At 44.3% G+C, this 17,494-nt stretch carries 12 protein-coding genes; all 12 read right to left on the bottom strand.

The genetic code is table 11. The annotated features are described in order from the left end of the window. Positions 1–6 precede the first annotated feature (6 nt). The gene (locus tag QBE54_RS01510) at positions 7–1,002 is read right to left on the bottom strand and encodes an ABC transporter ATP-binding protein (protein WP_369018599.1); all 996 of its coding nucleotides are present in this window, start codon (positions 1,000–1,002) and stop codon (positions 7–9) included. Beyond that, positions 986–1,990 carry an ABC transporter ATP-binding protein gene (locus tag QBE54_RS01505; protein ID WP_369018598.1) on the bottom strand — a complete coding sequence of 335 codons (1,005 nt, stop codon included), beginning with the start codon at positions 1,988–1,990 and terminating at the stop codon, positions 986–988. Before QBE54_RS01505 ends, QBE54_RS01510 begins: the two co-directional genes overlap by 17 nt. 7 nt (positions 1,991–1,997) lie before the next feature. Then, entirely contained in the window at positions 1,998–2,852 is an 855-nt protein-coding gene (locus QBE54_RS01500) for an ABC transporter permease (RefSeq protein WP_369018597.1), read from the bottom strand. A gap of 12 nt (positions 2,853–2,864) precedes the next feature. After that, on the bottom strand, positions 2,865–3,869 hold the full coding sequence (locus QBE54_RS01495) for an ABC transporter permease (RefSeq protein ID WP_369018596.1): 1,005 nt from the start codon (positions 3,867–3,869) through the stop codon (positions 2,865–2,867). 64 nt (positions 3,870–3,933) lie between these two features. Next, positions 3,934–5,832, bottom strand: a complete 1,899-nt coding sequence (locus tag QBE54_RS01490) for an ABC transporter substrate-binding protein (RefSeq protein WP_369018595.1) — start codon at positions 5,830–5,832, stop codon at positions 3,934–3,936. A 207-nt stretch (positions 5,833–6,039) separates the two neighbouring features. Beyond that, positions 6,040–7,047, bottom strand: coding sequence for a LacI family DNA-binding transcriptional regulator (locus QBE54_RS01485; RefSeq protein ID WP_369018594.1), 1,008 nt, complete (start codon positions 7,045–7,047; stop codon positions 6,040–6,042). Positions 7,048–7,272: 225 nt separating this feature from the next. After that, entirely contained in the window at positions 7,273–10,044 is a 2,772-nt protein-coding gene (locus tag QBE54_RS01480; protein ID WP_369018593.1) for a family 78 glycoside hydrolase catalytic domain, read from the bottom strand. 123 nt (positions 10,045–10,167) lie between these two features. After that, positions 10,168–11,553, bottom strand: a complete 1,386-nt coding sequence (gene aglA, locus QBE54_RS01475; RefSeq protein ID WP_369018592.1) for an alpha-glucosidase AglA — start codon at positions 11,551–11,553, stop codon at positions 10,168–10,170. A gap of 86 nt (positions 11,554–11,639) precedes the next feature. Then, positions 11,640–12,482, bottom strand: coding sequence for a carbohydrate ABC transporter permease (locus QBE54_RS01470; protein WP_369018591.1), 843 nt, complete (start codon positions 12,480–12,482; stop codon positions 11,640–11,642). A 25-nt stretch (positions 12,483–12,507) separates the two neighbouring features. Continuing rightward, a complete protein-coding gene (locus tag QBE54_RS01465; protein WP_369018590.1) occupies positions 12,508–13,185 on the bottom strand; it encodes a carbohydrate ABC transporter permease in 678 nt (225 codons plus the stop codon). A 290-nt stretch (positions 13,186–13,475) separates the two neighbouring features. Further along, positions 13,476–14,756 (bottom strand): sugar ABC transporter substrate-binding protein, encoded by a 1,281-nt coding sequence (locus QBE54_RS01460; protein ID WP_369018589.1) that lies wholly within the window; start codon positions 14,754–14,756, stop codon positions 13,476–13,478. A gap of 35 nt (positions 14,757–14,791) precedes the next feature. Then, entirely contained in the window at positions 14,792–17,260 is a 2,469-nt protein-coding gene (locus QBE54_RS01455) for a hypothetical protein (RefSeq protein WP_369018588.1), read from the bottom strand. Positions 17,261–17,494: the final 234 nt, after the last annotated feature.

Genomic DNA, 17,494 nt, shown 5'->3' with positions numbered 1-17,494 from the left:
CTTGACTTACCTCCTTTTTATTCCCTGCCTCTCAGGGAGATTATCCCCATCAGGGCCATAAAGATGACACCTGACCATCCTTCCATCAACAAAGGTCTCAGCAGGCATTTCTTCAGAGCATAGCTTTCCCTTTTCCGGGCAGCGGTTTGCAAATTTGCAACCTTCCAAAAGGTACTCCTCTTGTTCCTCAAGAAGTTGGATAGTGGTTCTATACCGCATTCTGGGATCCGGCTGGGGGATGGAATTCAAGAGTAGCTTCGTGTAGGGATGTTTTGGGTCTCCAAGCACTTTCTCAGTTGGCCCCATTTCAACCAGGTTGCCCCGAAACATAATTCCAATTCGGTCACTGATGTAATAGGCGGTAGCAAGGTCATGGGTGATATAGAGCACACTGACGCCAAAATTGTCGCAGAGTTTCCGAAAAAGGTTAACGATAGACATGCGCAACGACGCATCAACCATAGAAACCGGCTCATCAGCAATAAGAAGAGAAGGATTGGCAAGCAGTGCCCGGGCTATGGAAGCCCTTTGCAATTGACCGCCGGAAAACTCACTGGGGTATTTGCCGGAAATCTCCTGCAAGGAAAGGCCAACTGCCTTTAGCTTTTCATCGATTAAAGAGTATGCTTCTGGGGGAGTAGCTGCCAAATCAAAGTTATGCACCGTTTCAAAGAAATAACTTTCTACTCTTCGCAAAGGATTGAAAGTCTCGAAGGGATTCTGGAAAACTGCCTGCACCTGGAGGAACCATTTCCTCCGGTTTCTAAATCCCTCCACATCCTCTCCCCTAAAAAGTATTTTGCCTGAAGTAGGGGTTTCAAAACCCAGAATCATCCTGGCAGTAGTTGTCTTGCCACATCCGCTCTCCCCAGCAAGGGTGAAAATTTCGGCACTCTGTATGGAAAAAGTAACTTCATCCACAGCTTTGATGCGAACTCGAGATAAGAAACTACCCAGAGTAAAAACTTTGGAAAGGCCTTTCACTTCAAGTAAAGGTCCCATGGTTGGCTCCTCCGTACAACCAACAAGCTACCTTGTGTCCAGCACTTACTTCCACAAAATCGGGTTGTTTGCTGCTGCAAAGCTCTGTGGCTTCTGGACAGCGAGGATGAAAAGCGCAGCCAGGAGGTGGGTCTACCAGGGAAGGTGGATTCCCGGGAGCACTTTCTCTCACTCTTTTGTCACCAATCCGGGGCAGGGAATTGATAAGGTAACGGGTGTAAGGATGAAAGGGATTGGTAAACATTTCTTCGGTTGAAGCTTCCTCAACAATTTTTCCAGCATACATGATGACCATATGGGTGGCAATGTTAGCATGAATGCCCATGTCGTGAGTAACCAGGACTATAGTGTTTTTGAGCTGTTTCTGTATCTCCTGAAGAAGCTGCAACACCGCCCTTTGCGCCACTACATCCAAAGCGGTAGTAGGCTCGTCAGCAAGGATAACCCGGGGGCTAAGCAAGGTGGCAAGCGCTATGGAAACTCGCTGCCGCATGCCTCCTGAAAGCTGGTGTGGATAGGCATCCAGAAGTCGTGGATAAAGACCCAGTTTTCTTAAATGCTCCTCAGCAAGCGCAAGAAGTTCTTTTTTCACCCTGTTTTGCACATGACTTTGCAAAAAATCCAGAAAAGTGGACTTTATCTTCTTCACCGGGTTAAAAACGCTCATCGAGCCCTGAGGAATGTAGGAAATGTAAGTCCAGCGAAGTTTTCTCATCTGCTCAGAATCAAGTTCTATAGCGTTGAGCAAACTATCATTTTCACGGTAGTAAACAGCCCCTTCAAAAATCTGAAGCGGCGGGTCCGCTTTTGCAAAAAGAACCTTAAGCAGAGTCGTCTTGCCGCATCCGCTCTCTCCGGCAATACCATAAACCTGGTCTTCCTGAATATCCAGATTTACACCGTTAACTGCCTGAATCACCTTTTTCCTTCCCGCAACCTGAAGGACATAAAAAGCCCGCAGGTTTTCAGCTTTTAGTACGGTTTTCATTCTACTTTCACCGTGTCCCTATCCTCTGAATCCGCACCCGGGGATCCAGGTATTCACTAACACTGACCGAAAGAAGGTACAGAGCAACCAGAAGAAATACGGTCAATACCAGGGGAGTCAATATCCACCACCAGTGACCAAGAAGCATTGCCTGGTAATCTATAGCCCACTTCAGCATAGTTCCCAAGGTAGGTATCTCCAGTCTGACCAGACCAAGGATGGCCAGAACGATTTCCATGCCAATTGCCCAGGCAATGTTGTTAATCAGAGTAGAGAGTATCAAGGGAATAGTAAAGGGTAGATATTCTTTGGTAACCAGAGGCAAGGTGCCATTACCCGAAAGAAGGGAGGTTTGAGTAAATTCCCGCTCTCTCAGGCTTAAAATCTGGGAACGGATGGTTCGTGCATCCCAAGCCCAACCAAAGAAAGCAAGGAGCAACCCAGTGTTTATCAGGGTCATGGCTTCCCGCAAAAGCATGGCAATCATCACCAGGATGAGGAAAAGAGGTATAACCAGCAGTGCATCAGCAATACCCATGAGCATTCGGTCCACAAGACCACCCCGGTAGCCAGCTATAAAGCCAACCAGCACCGCTACAACCCGTGAAACTATACCAGCGATGAAAGCAATTATCAGAGAATTTCTAATAGCAAAGGTAGCCTCCCAAAACACATCCTGACCTTTGGAATTGGTACCCAGAATATGGGGCCAGGCAGGGGGTTTGTCTCTGGGAACCTGAAGCCAGCGGACAGGATCGTAAGGTGAAAAGAAGGAAAGCACAGCCAGCGCTAAAAGTAAAGAGAGCAAAACAAAACTCACAGTAAAACGGTAATCTCCAAATAATTCTTTTAACCAAACCATGGTTTTCTTCTCCTACCTGTGCCGAATTCGAGGATCAAGAAGTGGATACAGCAAATCGAGCAAAAGAACCGCAGTGGTGATGGTTAAGATAGAAAGTACTGTGATACCCATTACCAGGTTATAGTCACCTCTGGTAACTGACCGATAAAGCAAAAGGCCCATGCCGGGATAGGAAAAAACCATTTCTATTATTAGAGTTCCACTAAAGGCCTGCCCAAACTGTAACGCAAGTTGGGTAACCTGAGGAAGCATGGCATTGGGCAATATGTACCTGAAAATAAGGGTTTTCTCACGTATCCCTCCACTCTGTGCATACTGAACAAAGTCCTCCCTTTTTACATTCTGGACCAAAAGCTTCATCTGCTGAAACCAGGCTGCACCACCCAATATGACTAAAGTAAGTGCCGGTAAAAAGGAGTGTTTCAAAACAGCCACAACCAAAGCAAGGTTAAAAACCACTCTCCTCCCAAACACCAGCCCTCCAAGAGGAAAAATCCTCCAGGCATAAGCAAAAAGGATTAACAGGAGAACTCCAAAAATGTAGTGAGGAATTGGTCGTACAAACATAATTGCTGTATCAAGCGCTTTCGACCAGCTTCGGTGAGAAAAATATCCGGCAATAGCTCCAACTATATTTCCCAGAAGCCAGGCTATCACGGTAGAGGTTAGAAAAAGACCCAGAGTCCAGGGCAGGTATATCCGGAGCAAGTCAGAAACTGGGGTCGGAAACTGGAAAAAAGAAGGACCAAAATCAAAGTGAAGCACTCTTTTCCACATGGTCAGGTACTGCTCAAACATTGTACCTTTAAGACCATACAACTCTCTAAGTGTTTCAGTTAAACTTTTGACCGCTGTGGGATCCAACGTACTACCTTGAACTTGAATTTGAGCAATCATTTCCAGAACTGGGTCCTGGCCGGCTAAACGCGGAATGAGGAAAACCGCCGTTATCCCTGAGAAAACGACCAGCACATACTGTATTAACCGTGGCAGAAGATAGCTTCTCAAAAATCGCATCCCATTTCCTCCCCAGGGGGGTCCGGCACAGAACCCCAGACCCCCCAAACTCAACTGAGTCTACTTACTTCTTCGCTTTCTCTAAGAAAGGAAGCATATACTTGAAGTTCGGCCAGTGCTGATAAGGCTGAGTATAGGGATTTTCTGCGCCAGGATAGTTGGTCCAGTAGTATTCATCCCAGGCCACAGCACCGCAATAGCCGTAAGTGGGGATGGTTGGCATTTCTTTCACTACAATTTTCAAAGCCTCAATACCCAGCAAACGAGTGGTTTCAATGTCTGCAAAGGGATCTGTTATCTCCATCTTCTCTATGATCTTATCAAGTTCTGGATTGGACCAGCGTGCAGCACCACCCGGGCCAACAGCAACCGTCTCTCCAATAGGTACCACAGAACGTGAGTGCCAGGGATCAAGAGTTCTTGACAAATCTACACCTGCACCCCAGGGTTCAGCCGCAGGCCATTGGGTCGTAACTTCAAATTCTCCATTGAATACTAAGGTATTATAGTTTTCAGTTGGTAGCACCTCTGCATCGATGCCAAACTTCCTCCACTCTTCAGCAACAGCAGTCGCATTTCTAAAGTGATGGTGTGTGGGGTCCGGAGAGGAAACAATAGTAACCTTCCACAAAGATCCATCAGGCAAACGCCACTTTCCATCTTCACCCCTGCTAAAACCATTCTTCTTAAGGAGCTTCTCTGCAACATCGGGAGCGTATTTCCACCAGCCGATGCCAAAAAGTTCTTTAATGGCTTCGGGGTCTTCAGGAACCGGGAAGCCTCGTTCCTTGGCAGCCTGAGCTATCTTGAAAGGCACTTCAGGGTCATAAGGCTTAAACTTTTCACCGTTCCCCAAGTCGAGTTCAAACTCTTTCAACCACCCTTCTAAAGGTTCGAAAAAGGCTTCTCGGTAAGCAGGAACCGGTGGAAGGTGGATGGGGCTAACTGGGGCCATCAGGTCAAAAGCTATCGCCATGTAATCGACGATGTTAATAGCCAGAACCAGAGCCCAACGAACCTCCCTGTTGTCATAGGGCTCGACCATGTTGTTAAACATTATCCCAGTAATGCAAGGATCAATGTTTACCACCCAGGGCCACTCTTTCCTCCAGGCTCTTACCGTGTTGCTTTTTTCCAGAACCGCCCGAAGGCCCTCGGGGGTATGCTGGGCCATGTCTAGTTCGTGCCGCACTTGAGCAAGAATTCTCGCTTCTTCTCCTTCAAATCCACGCACAAGCACGTATTTTGGTTTGGGTTCACCATACAGTATCCCGGTAGGGGTTCTCTCCCAATCTTCCCTGCGCTCCCAGAGAGTCCAGAAACCAGCCGGATCATAATCGTAAAGGACATAAGGTCCAGAACTCACCGGCGGGTTGAACTCAAAGGCCAATGGATCTTCTATCTTTTCAAAAACATGCTTGGGCATAATGCGCAAACATCCCCATCTATCCAGAAAATGCGTGTGAAACCTGGAATTTGGACCTTTGAGCTCCACAACTACTGTATGGTCATCTGTTTTGTAAACCTTGTCCACAAACTCAGCCATGGGACCGTGATAAAGAAGACCCGGGGTACGTACATGGAGGTCAATAGTAAATACCACGTCATCAGCGGTAATAGGTACTCCATCACTCCAGTAGATGCCTTCTCTAAGTTTGATAGTCATCTGGGTGAAATCAGAGTTGTAAATGGGTAACTCTGCAGCAAGAGCGGAGATTACTTCACCCGTAGCATAATCTACTATCCACAAAGGTTCAAGCATGAGTTGCTGTATTCCTCGATCCGGCGTTTTCCAACCTGACCAAAGATTGAAATTACCAGGAATTCTTACCCTGCGAGACAGTTGATCTACAATAAGAGTTTCTCCTCGTGATAGTCCCGCTGGAAGCTGGGCAAAAGCAGCTGAAGCCAGAAAAATCACCGCCAGCACCAAACTTACAATAATCAAACTTTTCTGTCTCATGACATACCCCTCCCTAATTTTTAAATTTTCCTAATTACCCTAAATACTCAATACCTTCACCACCAGGATCAAATGTTGCTTTGAAACAGTACATTCTACTTTCTACTTAACCATCCGACACTACCAAATAACGTCTTGAGGCTTATTTCTCCATGGTGTGGTTGCTCTTCTTGCAAAAACAAACCTCCATCACATAACCTTCCCTCATCAATCCCACACTTTCAGCCTGCACGGAAGGATTACCCTCTTAGCCTCACCCCCTTTAATCTTGCCTACCAGAATCTCCGCCGCTTCTTTCCCCAGCTCTTCCAGGGGCTGTTCCACAGTGGGAATGGGAGGATCTGTATACTTAACTGCCTCGATCCCGTCAAAACCGACAATAGCAAGATCATCAGGAACTCTGATTCCTTTCTCTTTAGCTACCTGCAACGCTCCAATAGCCATCTTATCGTTGGCAGCGAAAAGAGCAGTAGGTAGAGGGTTGGTCTTGAGTAATTCCTCCATAGCTTCCCGACCACTCAATCTTCTAAAATTCCCGAAAGCTATATACTCCTTGCGAAGCTCAATCCCGTGTTCAAGCAAGGTATCCATATAGGCACGGTACCTCTCTTCAGCATGGCGGTGATCTTCCGGACCACGAATATGCGCAATACGACGGTGACCCTCTTTTATGAGGTAGGCAACTGCTTCCCTTGCTCCCTGGTAGTGGTCTATATCAACATAACTCACTCCATCTCCTTCTACTCTCTGGTTAACCACTACAAAGGGAAACTTTTCCTTCACAAGCTCGCTGACTTCTGAATAATGAACTGGCCAGTGAGAAAGAATAATCAATCCCTCAAAAAGCCGATTGTGGGCAATATTCAAAAGAGCTTCTCGTTTGTCCAAGGGATGTCCGTTATAAAATTCCCCTTTAACCACTATTTGCAGGTAGTAACCCTGAGCAGAAACAGCGGTTAATAAACTATTCAGCAGGTTGCCGTAAAAAGTGGAAAGTTTTTCCCCTCTGATGAAAGCGCAAAGAAGAACGGTATTGGTTTTGCCCTTGACCAAATGGCGAGCAAGGATATTGGGGCGATAACCCAGCTTACGTGCTGCTTCCAGGACTTTTTTTCGGGTTGCCTCAGCAACTTGGCCTTTTCCGCTTAAAACCAAAGAAACGGTAGCTGGAGATACTCCAGCTAAACGAGCTACGTCTTTAATGGTTACCGGCAAGTTTCTTACCCTTTCTTAAAACGATTTACCTTAGTTATATTTTTAACTATATATTCCCTTTTGTCAATATAAACAGTACTTTTTAAATTTTATTTAAATCGTTTTATTAACTGGTAACTCTTTAACCGTTCTTCGCAAACTTACAAGCAATAAGCAAAATCCTTGAAAAGGCGACTCTCTCAAAACCCTCTATATTCTCTTCAGTAAGATGTATCATTACGTTTTTTACTCCTTCACCCGGTATACCTTGAAAAAATAACTTCCAGAACCGATCTGAAAAACTATATAACGTTCTTCCTCTTCCAAAAAAACCATCTCTTCAGAATTGACACAAGAATCTCTCTTCGTCCAAATTTTTTTATCGTTTTCAAAAATCTCCATATAGTCTGAAGGAAAGAGCTTGGGAAAGTAAACAGTAGCCGTAGTATTAAAAGGCAAGCCTATCCAGATATGCAATAAACCATCTGCCACTTTTTGCCAACTTACTTCAAGCTCCCCAAAAGGAGTAGCTACGAAACCAGAAACAAAATCAATATCTCTTGGCAAATGGGGCTTTATAACACAGTGCTTAAATCCCGGGTTTTCGGGATCAGGCTGGATTCCCAGTAAGTATTTGTATAACCAAGCGTCAATACTTCCGAACATGACGTGATTTTGAGAATTCATACCCTCTCCTGTAAGTTTTTCCCATCTTTCCCATAAGGTGGTAGCACCTTCCTTAATCATGTACCCCCAACTGGGATAAGAATCTTGGACAAGAAGTTGAAAAGCGGTTTCAAGATGGCCAAATTCCGTTAATACATCTAAAATATACTTGGTTCCCACAATGCCGGTATTCAAATGCCCTCCATGAGTTACGGTTATGTCCTCAACTAATCGCTGCACAATCTTCCGCTGTACTCTTGGCGGAGCAAGCCCCCCAGCCAGCGCCAGAACATTTGCCGTTTGACTCCAAACTCCAAAATTTCTCTTTAGCCTCTTTTTCTTCTCACTATCAAGTACCCCAAGAGGCCCACTTATTCTCTCCCACCACTCTTTCTGTTCTATTCCATACCCATCTTCTTTCAAAAAAGCATGATTAAAATCCTCGCCTACCTTCTTCGCTCTCTTCACATATTGCTTGGCACTCTCTCCATCACCGAGTATTGTGGCTACACGTGAGAGAAGGAGTAAAGCTTGGTAAAAATACCAGTGAGAAACTAGCTCAGGAGGAGTCTCTATGGAACCAACATGCCAAGGAGGACACCAATCACCATATTTACCGAACTCAAAAACTCCCTCTCGGTAGAAAGCACAAAGAAAATCCACCCATTTTCTCATCATAGGGTAATTTTCTTCTAAAACTCTCTTGTCTCCAAAATATAAATAAACTATCCACGGGATTATCACACAAGCAGTACCCCAAACCGGATCAGCAGGATACAAAGACCAGTATGGTGGAACAACATCGGGAAGGCTCCCATCCTCATTTTGCGCTACGCGCATGTCCTGGAACCACTTCCTGTAAAAATTAATCATTTGGAAGTTAAAGCAAGCCTCCTCAGCAACCAAATGAGCGTCTCCTAACCACCCCATACGCTCTTCACGTTGAGGACAATCGGTAGGAATGCTCATTAAATTGCTCTTTTGACTCCAGAGTATATTGGAGTGGATGCGACTGACCAAAGGATGAGAAGTGATAAAATGACTTCTTGGCTCTACTGCCGAATGGACTACAATACCTTCAACGTCCTCCAGCCTCGGAACTCCAGGAAAACCAGTTATCTCTACAAAACGAAAGCCATGATAGGTAAATCGAGGCTCAAAAATTTCCAAGCCTTCTCCTTTTAGGATATACACGTCCGTCGCTAAAGCTCCCCTATTTGGTAGAGTATTAATCCCTCCTTTGGAATCTAGAAGTTCACTATACCTTATACGTATTTCCTTACCACGAGGTCCGCAAACTCTGAGGCGGATCCAACCGCTAAAGTTTTGCCCGAAATCAAAAACAAAAACACCAGGACAAGGTGAAAGCATTCTCTCAGGTTGAATAGCCCCGTTTCGCTTAATAGGAGGACACAACATGCCTGAAAGGAGCTTACCACGAGGTGGCATATCGTTTTCTTCAGCAAAGTACCACTTTGTATCGTCGAAACCGGGCTCACTCCAACCTTCTTCTTCAAGGCGAGCATCATACACCTCCCCATCATAGATGTCGTTAAAAAGGATGGGGCTTCTACTCGCCTTCCAAGACCCATCAGACAAAACAATCATTTTACTTCCATCGTTAAACTCTATGTGCAGCTGCAAAATTAAAGTCGGTACTTCACTATATTTCTTTAAAGGATTGGGGCTTTTCTTAACCACTTTTTCGGACGGAGAAAAACGACCATGGCCTAAAATTACTCCAACTACATTCTCGCCCTTCTGAAGAAAACTAGTTACATCGTAAACTGTATAAAGGATGATTTTTTCATAGTCAGTCCATCCAGGATCAAGCACGCGATCACCCACACGCTTTCCATTAAGCCAAACTTCACAATAACCCAACCCTGCCACATAAATCCTGCCCCTTCTCACCGATTTTTCGATATGAAAAACCTTACGAAAAAGAGGGGCAATTTCTTCTCTGTCGGGGGAAACAATCCATCTCGCCACCCAATCTCCAGGATTCAAAAGTCCCATCTCAAAGCTTCCTATCGAACTCCACTGACTACAGAAGCCAAGATCATCCCAAACCTTGACCCTCCAATAGTATTCTTTTTCACTTTGCAAATTTCGCCCCGCATAAATACAAAAAGAATTTTCCGAGATCACCCTGCCACTATTCCAAAAGTCTGCTTTTTCTTCATTAAGCAAGTCTACTTCTGAAGCCACGATAACTTGATAAGCAGATTGTCTTCTCCCACGCCTATAATGCGTTGAAACCCAAGAAAAACGTGGCCTAGGCACATCAATACCCATAGGGTTTTCCATCCACTCACAAAAAACACGAGCCACTTTAAAACTTTCTTGCATCTTTTAAGCCCTCCTTGCTGTAATTACATCTAAATATCCTTCTCACGCCCAAGATTTATCATTCACCGAGCATAAGCAACAAAATATCTCTTGCAAAACCCGACTCCAGGATCAACCCCACCCTCATCGATAACCAAAGTACCTGGCTAATTCCTCATTGATGGGTAAACTCATGATCTCTTCAAGTACTGCCTGAATCTGTTCAAAGGACCTGGTACGGGGATCTCTAACCAGAAATTCTTCAAGTACTCTCTTGTCTTGGCTCAGGAAAGCTTCCAGTGCCCAGCGCATGCGCAGAATCCTGGGCATGAGATACATCTCTTTGATTCTCCAGGTCAAATCGGGCTCCAATTTCTCTGGATACAGACCATCTTTTCTCACCACCACGGGAATCTCTACCACCACATCATCAGGTAAACCAGAAATAACACCCTGGTTTTGCAAGTTGAGAATCAAACGAGCTTCTGGTCCGCCCGAAAGAGCGTTTATGAAGGGAATGTGCTGTTCGCCACTCATCTTCTCTTTGCTGAAGAGCTCCGGATATATCTCGGTGAGTTTGGAGTGGGGATGTTTTTGAATCTCCTGGGCAAGGTCCAGGAGTTTGCGCTTGCTTTCTCTCAACTGCTGGTGATAGCGAGGGCGTTCCACTTCATTATCAATTCCCCCAAACTCTCCATACCATCTTCTCTTGGTCTCCAGGTTGTAGTTGTACTTCCAGCTTCCATTGCGGCAGGTATCCCCAATGGGCAACATACCATAGAAACGGTACATATCAATCACGGCCGGGCTCAACTGGACATCCCAGGGAGTGCGAGGTTTCCAGGAAGAAGCATTCTTCTCTATCCACTCTTCAAGCAGGGGGTAGGCATCCTTTCCCCGGTACAGGAAACGATTCATCCAGATGCCATGATTAACGCCTGCAACCTGCCAATCCACTTCCTGAGGCTCAAGGCCCAGGGCACGGAAAACCTCAAACACCCCTGAAAAACCATGGCAGAAACCAATAACCTTTGCCCTGGTGGTCTGAGTGAGTAATTGGGTAACCTCAAAAACTGGGTTGGCAGTTTGCAACAACCAGGCTTCAGGACAGAGTTTTTCCATGAGTCTGGCAATCTCCAGGGACAGCTTAAGATCCGGATAAGAACAGATGACATAGGAATAGGTGGAAACCATGTTGAACTCCTGGCTGTCAATACCCCGGTAATAACCGTGCTTTTCTCCAATTTCGGTGACCTTTTCGTAACGTTCAGGATAAAGAGGAGCAGCGGTGTTGATTACAAAATCTGCTCCCTCCAGAGTCTGTTCAAGACTGGTGGTTTTTTCAAAGGAAAGCTGAGCACCAAGCTCCTCTGCGTACTTCTGAGCCAGGAAATGAACGGTATGCAGTTTTTCTTGATTTATGTCCATCAGAGAGATAAAAGCTCCAGAGAGGTTTTCAGTCTTTGCTATATCACCTATCAGCTGTAAAGCAAAACGCACACTTCCTGCTCCTACTATGGAGATTTTCATCGTGGGGTACCTCCTTATCCGCACTCTTTATGTTTGTTCTTCTTCATTTAAAAAGAAACCGTAAATCAAGGTAATACTCGTTAACTTCACTCTTTGATCCCCGTAAGCGCTATTCCAGTGGTAAAGTATTTTTGAGCCAAAAGAAACACAACTACCGTAGGTAAAAGTGATATCACAGAAGCAGCCATAAGCTCATTCCATTGAGCTCCCGTAAGCTGCTCACCTTGAAATATGGCCAAACCTACTTGTAGAGTACGCTTATCAGGATCCGTAAGTACTACCAACGGCCATACCAGAGCATTCCACCTATTCATAAAGCCAAAAATTGCGACTGTAGCCAAAGCAGGCTTAGCTAAAGGAAGTATCACCTGAAGAAAAATCCTGAATTCAGAGCAACCGTCGATCCGTGCAGCTTCGATGAGATCATCAGGGAGCATGGAAAAGAACTGTCTAAACAGGAATATAAAATATCCATTAACAACTCCAGGCAATACCAAACCAGCGAAAGTATTAATCAGCCCAAGATTTTTAACTATAAGAAAAAGGGGGACCAAAACGGAAAAGAAAGGAAGCATCATGGTAGAGAGCACGACAACAAAGAGTAAGTTCCTCCCAGGGAATTTGAGCTTGGCAAACACATATCCACCAAGGGAGCAGAGAATGAGGGTTGCACAAGTCCCCACCACCGCGAATATCGTTGTATTAAGAAAGTAACGACTAAAGCTCGCCTTTTCCCAGGCAGTAAAATAATTTTCAAAAGTAGCTGGCGAAGGAATAAGCCGCGGGGGGTACTCATATACTTGCCCACTCGGCTTCAGAGAAACGCTTATCATCCAAGCAAAAGGAAGAAAAAACCACAGAGAGACGAAAATCATTATGGAGTAAGTTAAAATCTTTAAAAAGAAAGAATCTTTTCGCACCTTTTTCACCTTTTCCAAATAGTTAAAACCAACTTTAATCTTTTTTAAAACTTGCCTTTATATAAAAGCTCATTAAACCCAACACTATTAGTGCCAACATAACCGCCAAAGCAGAAGCTTCCCCAAATTTCAAACTCCTAAAAGCCTTTACATATATTAAATAAGCCAGGGTATAGGTAGAATTAGCCGGACCTCCCTCAGTCATCCCGTATATTTGCTCAAATGCCTGAAAAGCGCTGATCGTAGAGGTTACCAGCACAAAAATTGTAACCGGCTTAAGCAAGGGAACGGTGATATAGAAAAATTTTTGCCAAAAAGTAGCTCCATCTATCTCTGCGGCTTCATACAACGAAATTGGTATTTCCTGAAGCCCTGCTAAATATATGATCATGTTGTAACCCAAAGTTTTCCATACTGAAACGAATATCACTGCGGGCATGGCTAATTTAACGTTGCTAAGCCACTGTTTGCTCTCAATACCCACCATGCTGAACAGATAGTTCACCAGCCCGCTGGGAGAAGGATCCAGCATAAACTTCCACGCAAATGCTACAGCAAGCATGGGCGTTACCACAGGCAAATAAATAATGGTCCTAAAGAGGCCTCTTCCCTTAAAAGGCTGATTGAGCAAAACCGCAAATACAAGGGATAATACAACACTTAAAAGCACAGTCCCTGACGCAAAATAAACAGTGTTAAACAAGCTCTTCAAACTCAAGGGCTCCTTGAGGAGAAACCGATAATTCCTGAGGCCAACCCATGTTGGTTTGTCAAAACCGGAGTAACGAGTAAAACTCAAATACCCGCTGTAAAACGCAGGAATAACAACAAAAACGATATAAAGCGAGAAAGGAATAAGTAACAAAAGATAAGCTGCACATGCTTCTTTTCTTGAAAGTCCACCTCTCAAGATTATATCCCGCCTTCCCAGAGCTTGATCCAGTGCAAAGGTTGGGAGTCTCAAACGTTTGAGACCCCCAACCTTGTTGCCTTCCCCACTACTTATCTTTGCAAAATCTCGTTAATCCTTTTCGTCATGCTATCCAATGCTTCTTGAGGAGACTTCGCGCCCCTCACAGCAAGACCAAACTCTTCCGTCATTATATTTCCAATTTCTTCTCCTTCCATATGCCAGTGATATATGGGTGATATCATTTTGTTTTTACTCACTATTTGGGCCAACTTACGAAGGAAAGGATCTTTCTGATAAGGTTCATATGCTGGAGTTGCAGGGGGAGTTACCAGGATATCTTTGAAAGGAGGCAATGTACCATACTTGCCCTGGTAGAGTAACGCCGTAGCTTCTTTTGAAGCGTAAGCTTTGCAAAGTTTCCATGCAAGATCTTTATGCTTCGAAGTCACCGGTATGAAAGCCCCATCTCGAGACACTCCGGCTAATACCGCTTCTCGCCCTTCAGGTGGAGGTAACAGCGAGAAGTCAAATTTAAAATCCGGATAAGCCTCGGGTCGGAACATGAACGCATCGTTAGATTGAGTAATCCACATCGCTGTATAACCAGTAACAAAGGGTTGTTCATTATTAGCAAAAATAGCTGCTCCGCTCTGATAAAGCTTGGCCAAATCTGTTAGTCCCTGGACACCCTCAGGAGTGTTGAGAGTCAACTCCTTAACGCTGTGGTTATAAACTTCAACATCTCGGGCCCCCCGATTGTAGAGAAACAAAATCATGTAATCAACATATTCAGATATCTGAACTCCTCGCTGTACGAACTCGCCTTTTTCATCCTTCACGGTAAGTTTTTCAGCAAGAGCTACAAACTCTTCAAAAGTTTGAGGTATAGAAGCTCCTGCCCCTTCCAATATAGAAAGATTGTAGAACACTCCATAAGGTACCAAGTTGTGGGGTAAAGCATAAATTTTTCCTTCCCACATATGGGCAGCGTTAAGAGCTCCATCTACATATTCACTCAGGTCCAATCCGTCTGGTCCATTAATAAAATCATCCAGAGGAACAAGCATTCCTCGGGAAGCAAAGCGAGGAGCGTACCCAAATCGTATTACATCAGGGGCCGTACCTGCAGCAATTGAAGTAATAATCTTTTCCATAAATTGACCCCAAGGAATTCCTTCAAATTCCACCTTGATGCCTGGGTTTTCCTTTTCAAACTTTTCAAATATCATCTTGCGATAAGGATCCCTAAGAGGAGCAGCCGTATCCCATATTTTAAGAACCACCTCCCCTGCTGCACTTACAATACCCGTGATCACAAACACACAAATCATAACCATCATACTTACGATAATAAAACTTCTCTTCCGCATCGTTTCTCCTCCTTTTACAAACTTAAATTTATAAATCAAAATCTAAGCTCAAGCCTCTTGCCCTGATGTCGTATAGCGATCAACCCTCTTCCAAAAAGCGAGCGGGCCCATGAGCTCTTTATCAAATAGGGACTATTAAGCTTAATGGGTTTACCATTCAAAGTAGGATCTTTTTTCCAGCCCACTGAAAATTCTCCAATGGAAGGAGAATGGTAAGTTAACCCCTCATCCCCTTCTATGATTTTTGAGAGTGAAACTCCGTTCACAAAATTCTCAAAAGATCCCCACTCGCTTTCACAACCGCATTCCACCAACCATACGTTGTCAGGATCGTAACACACTATTTCCCGTCCCGCGTATTGTCCTTTTTCCGCAAAAGACAATCCCTTTTTAGAGAAAATCCCCACGTATCCCTTTCCTGCCCTGGCAAACAACCACCTCCCTTCCCTCCTAATTTCGTCAAACTTCGAGGGTTCAAGAAAGCAATGACTCATCCAGAAAAAGTTGCCCCTACGCCAGATTAAAGCAAGGACGTTACGATACTGAATAACTCTTGGAAGTACCACGTTTCCCGACCAGTAATCAGGACGCACACCAGCACCTTCGCTTGAACTGTAAGGAGAGGACCAAAACACAACCGCCTTGTTTTTAAAGGTAATTTGTGCCACATGGGTTTGAGGAGCACAAACGCCTTTTGAGTAATCCAGAACGCTCGAAAGCATGTATTCCGGCGTGCGATATACAACGATATTAGCGGGATCTTCAAAACCCTGGCGTTGCCTGGATTCCACAATTTCTGAAGAAGCAGCAATATCAGCCAAGATTCTGGGGAGTTCATATTTACTGGTTGCCAAACTTACTGCTCCCATTCCACTCCCGCCCCACAAACTTCCTTCTCCATAAAGCAACCAGCACAGAGAACCAGTGTATTGAAAGTCGGGGTATTTAACATAAGGGCTGTAAGTCCTGCCACAGGGCGTACCAAAAACTCCGTGAAAAGAATCCTCGGCCAGAATGAAAAACATAAAGTCAAGTACTTGCTTAACCAGCTGGCGCAAAATAAGGTCTTCCTGCGGAGCAAAATCATAAACGTTGACAAGGGGAGCAACATTCACGGTATAGTAACAATTGGAATTCCATTCATCAAACCCAAATTTGCCTCTTTGGCGAAGCCATTCAATCAAGTAAGTTCTTCCCTTCAGAGCATGAAAAAGCCCATCTTGGCCACTGTTGTAGAATACTTTATCTGGAAAAAGCTGACCTGCCAAAAATTCTGCCGCATGCAGGAGAACCCGGTGATTTTCAGAACCCATGTGCATTAAACTCTCTCCAGGTTCGTCAACCCAGAACCTGAAGTTGAGAATCGCCTTTTTCATAATTTCTCTAACTTCTGGTTCCAGCCTTTGCTTTTCCCTGTCCCAATACATAAGACGTAAAATAGCCTGGAGCAAGAACTCGGAGCAATCTTTTTTATTAAGGATGAACTCGCACACATCAACAATAACCTCGTTGTCGATTTGAGAGTATAAACCGAGCGCATACTTAGCCACCTGAGACCAAATTTTTTCCCTTTCCCCCAGGATATAACCCGTTATCGGACTCCATAACTCTTTGTAAAGAAAGTTTGGGCTCTGAGGATTTTTGCTGAAATGTTCGAGTGTCATATATTTTCTTCTCTCCAAAAAGTCAAAACCTACAAGGTCCTCGGTAGGGGTTATTTTTGCAATGTTAAAAGACGTGTTAGTAACCTCTTGTTTCCTGTTTTTGTCAAGCCAGATAAGCCTGAACTGATACTCTCCGTCGGGAATATCTTCACCTCTGCAAAAAACAACTTTCTTTCCTCTTTCAAGACTTACTTCTTTTAAAAGCTCACCTTTTAAAGATAAAAGCTGCGCCTTTAAAGTAACTGAGGGCACTATTTTATCTATCGAAAAACCTATCTCATGGCAGGGATAGAAAACATCTCGATCGAGGCGTACTGAATTCACCTCTTCCTCAATTCTCTCTCTCAATCCCACATCCATATCACCGCGAAAAGGAACAACAATCTCAAGATCCGTATCGCACTTCATAGAAAAATTAACTGCAGAGGTACGCCCCATTCTAAAGAGTGATACAAAAAGAGCATTAGAACCCTCCCCAAGTTTCGCTTCAAACTCGTATTTACTGAGATATCCATAACCAAGCCTTACCCTTTCCTTTAATGCGTAACTTTCCTCATTAAAGAAAAAGCATTGTCTCTGGCCTTTCCCTTCCAGAAACATTAAGACCCATGCACCGGTCAACAGTTCGAAACGAACAATCTTTGAGCGTGTGGGAAAAAGGGTGGTAAACAGAAATACAGAACAAACATGATTGGAAAAATTATAACGACCCCAGGAGAAAAGCCTTTCTCTGTTGCGCACCAAAACCCAACTACTTTCTTCGTCCATAAAACTAATTTTCTCTCCTTCAAAAGGAGAAAGGGGAAAGATTTTTCGCGCCTCCTCTACGACTTCGCGCATAACGTCTTTCCCTGCTAAAGATCCAGGGTTTTCGAAAAAGGAAATAGTTTTTACTCTTTCCCCAACATCCTTATAAAAAGGTCCCGCCATCAACCATGGTTTAATATTTTCTCCTCGCTTAATCTTAAGAGACAAAAGGGAAATATTTATCACTCCTCTCCTTTGGACTTAGTTCCATAAATACTTTTACTTTTCTTAAAACGATTTATGCTAGTTTTATTCTACTCATATGCT

This window comes from Thermatribacter velox, assembly GCF_038396615.1.
Lineage (GTDB): Bacteria > Atribacterota > Atribacteria > Atribacterales > Thermatribacteraceae > Thermatribacter > Thermatribacter velox.
Note: the sequence above shows the minus strand (reverse complement) of the source record. Positions and strands in the feature narration are given on the sequence as shown.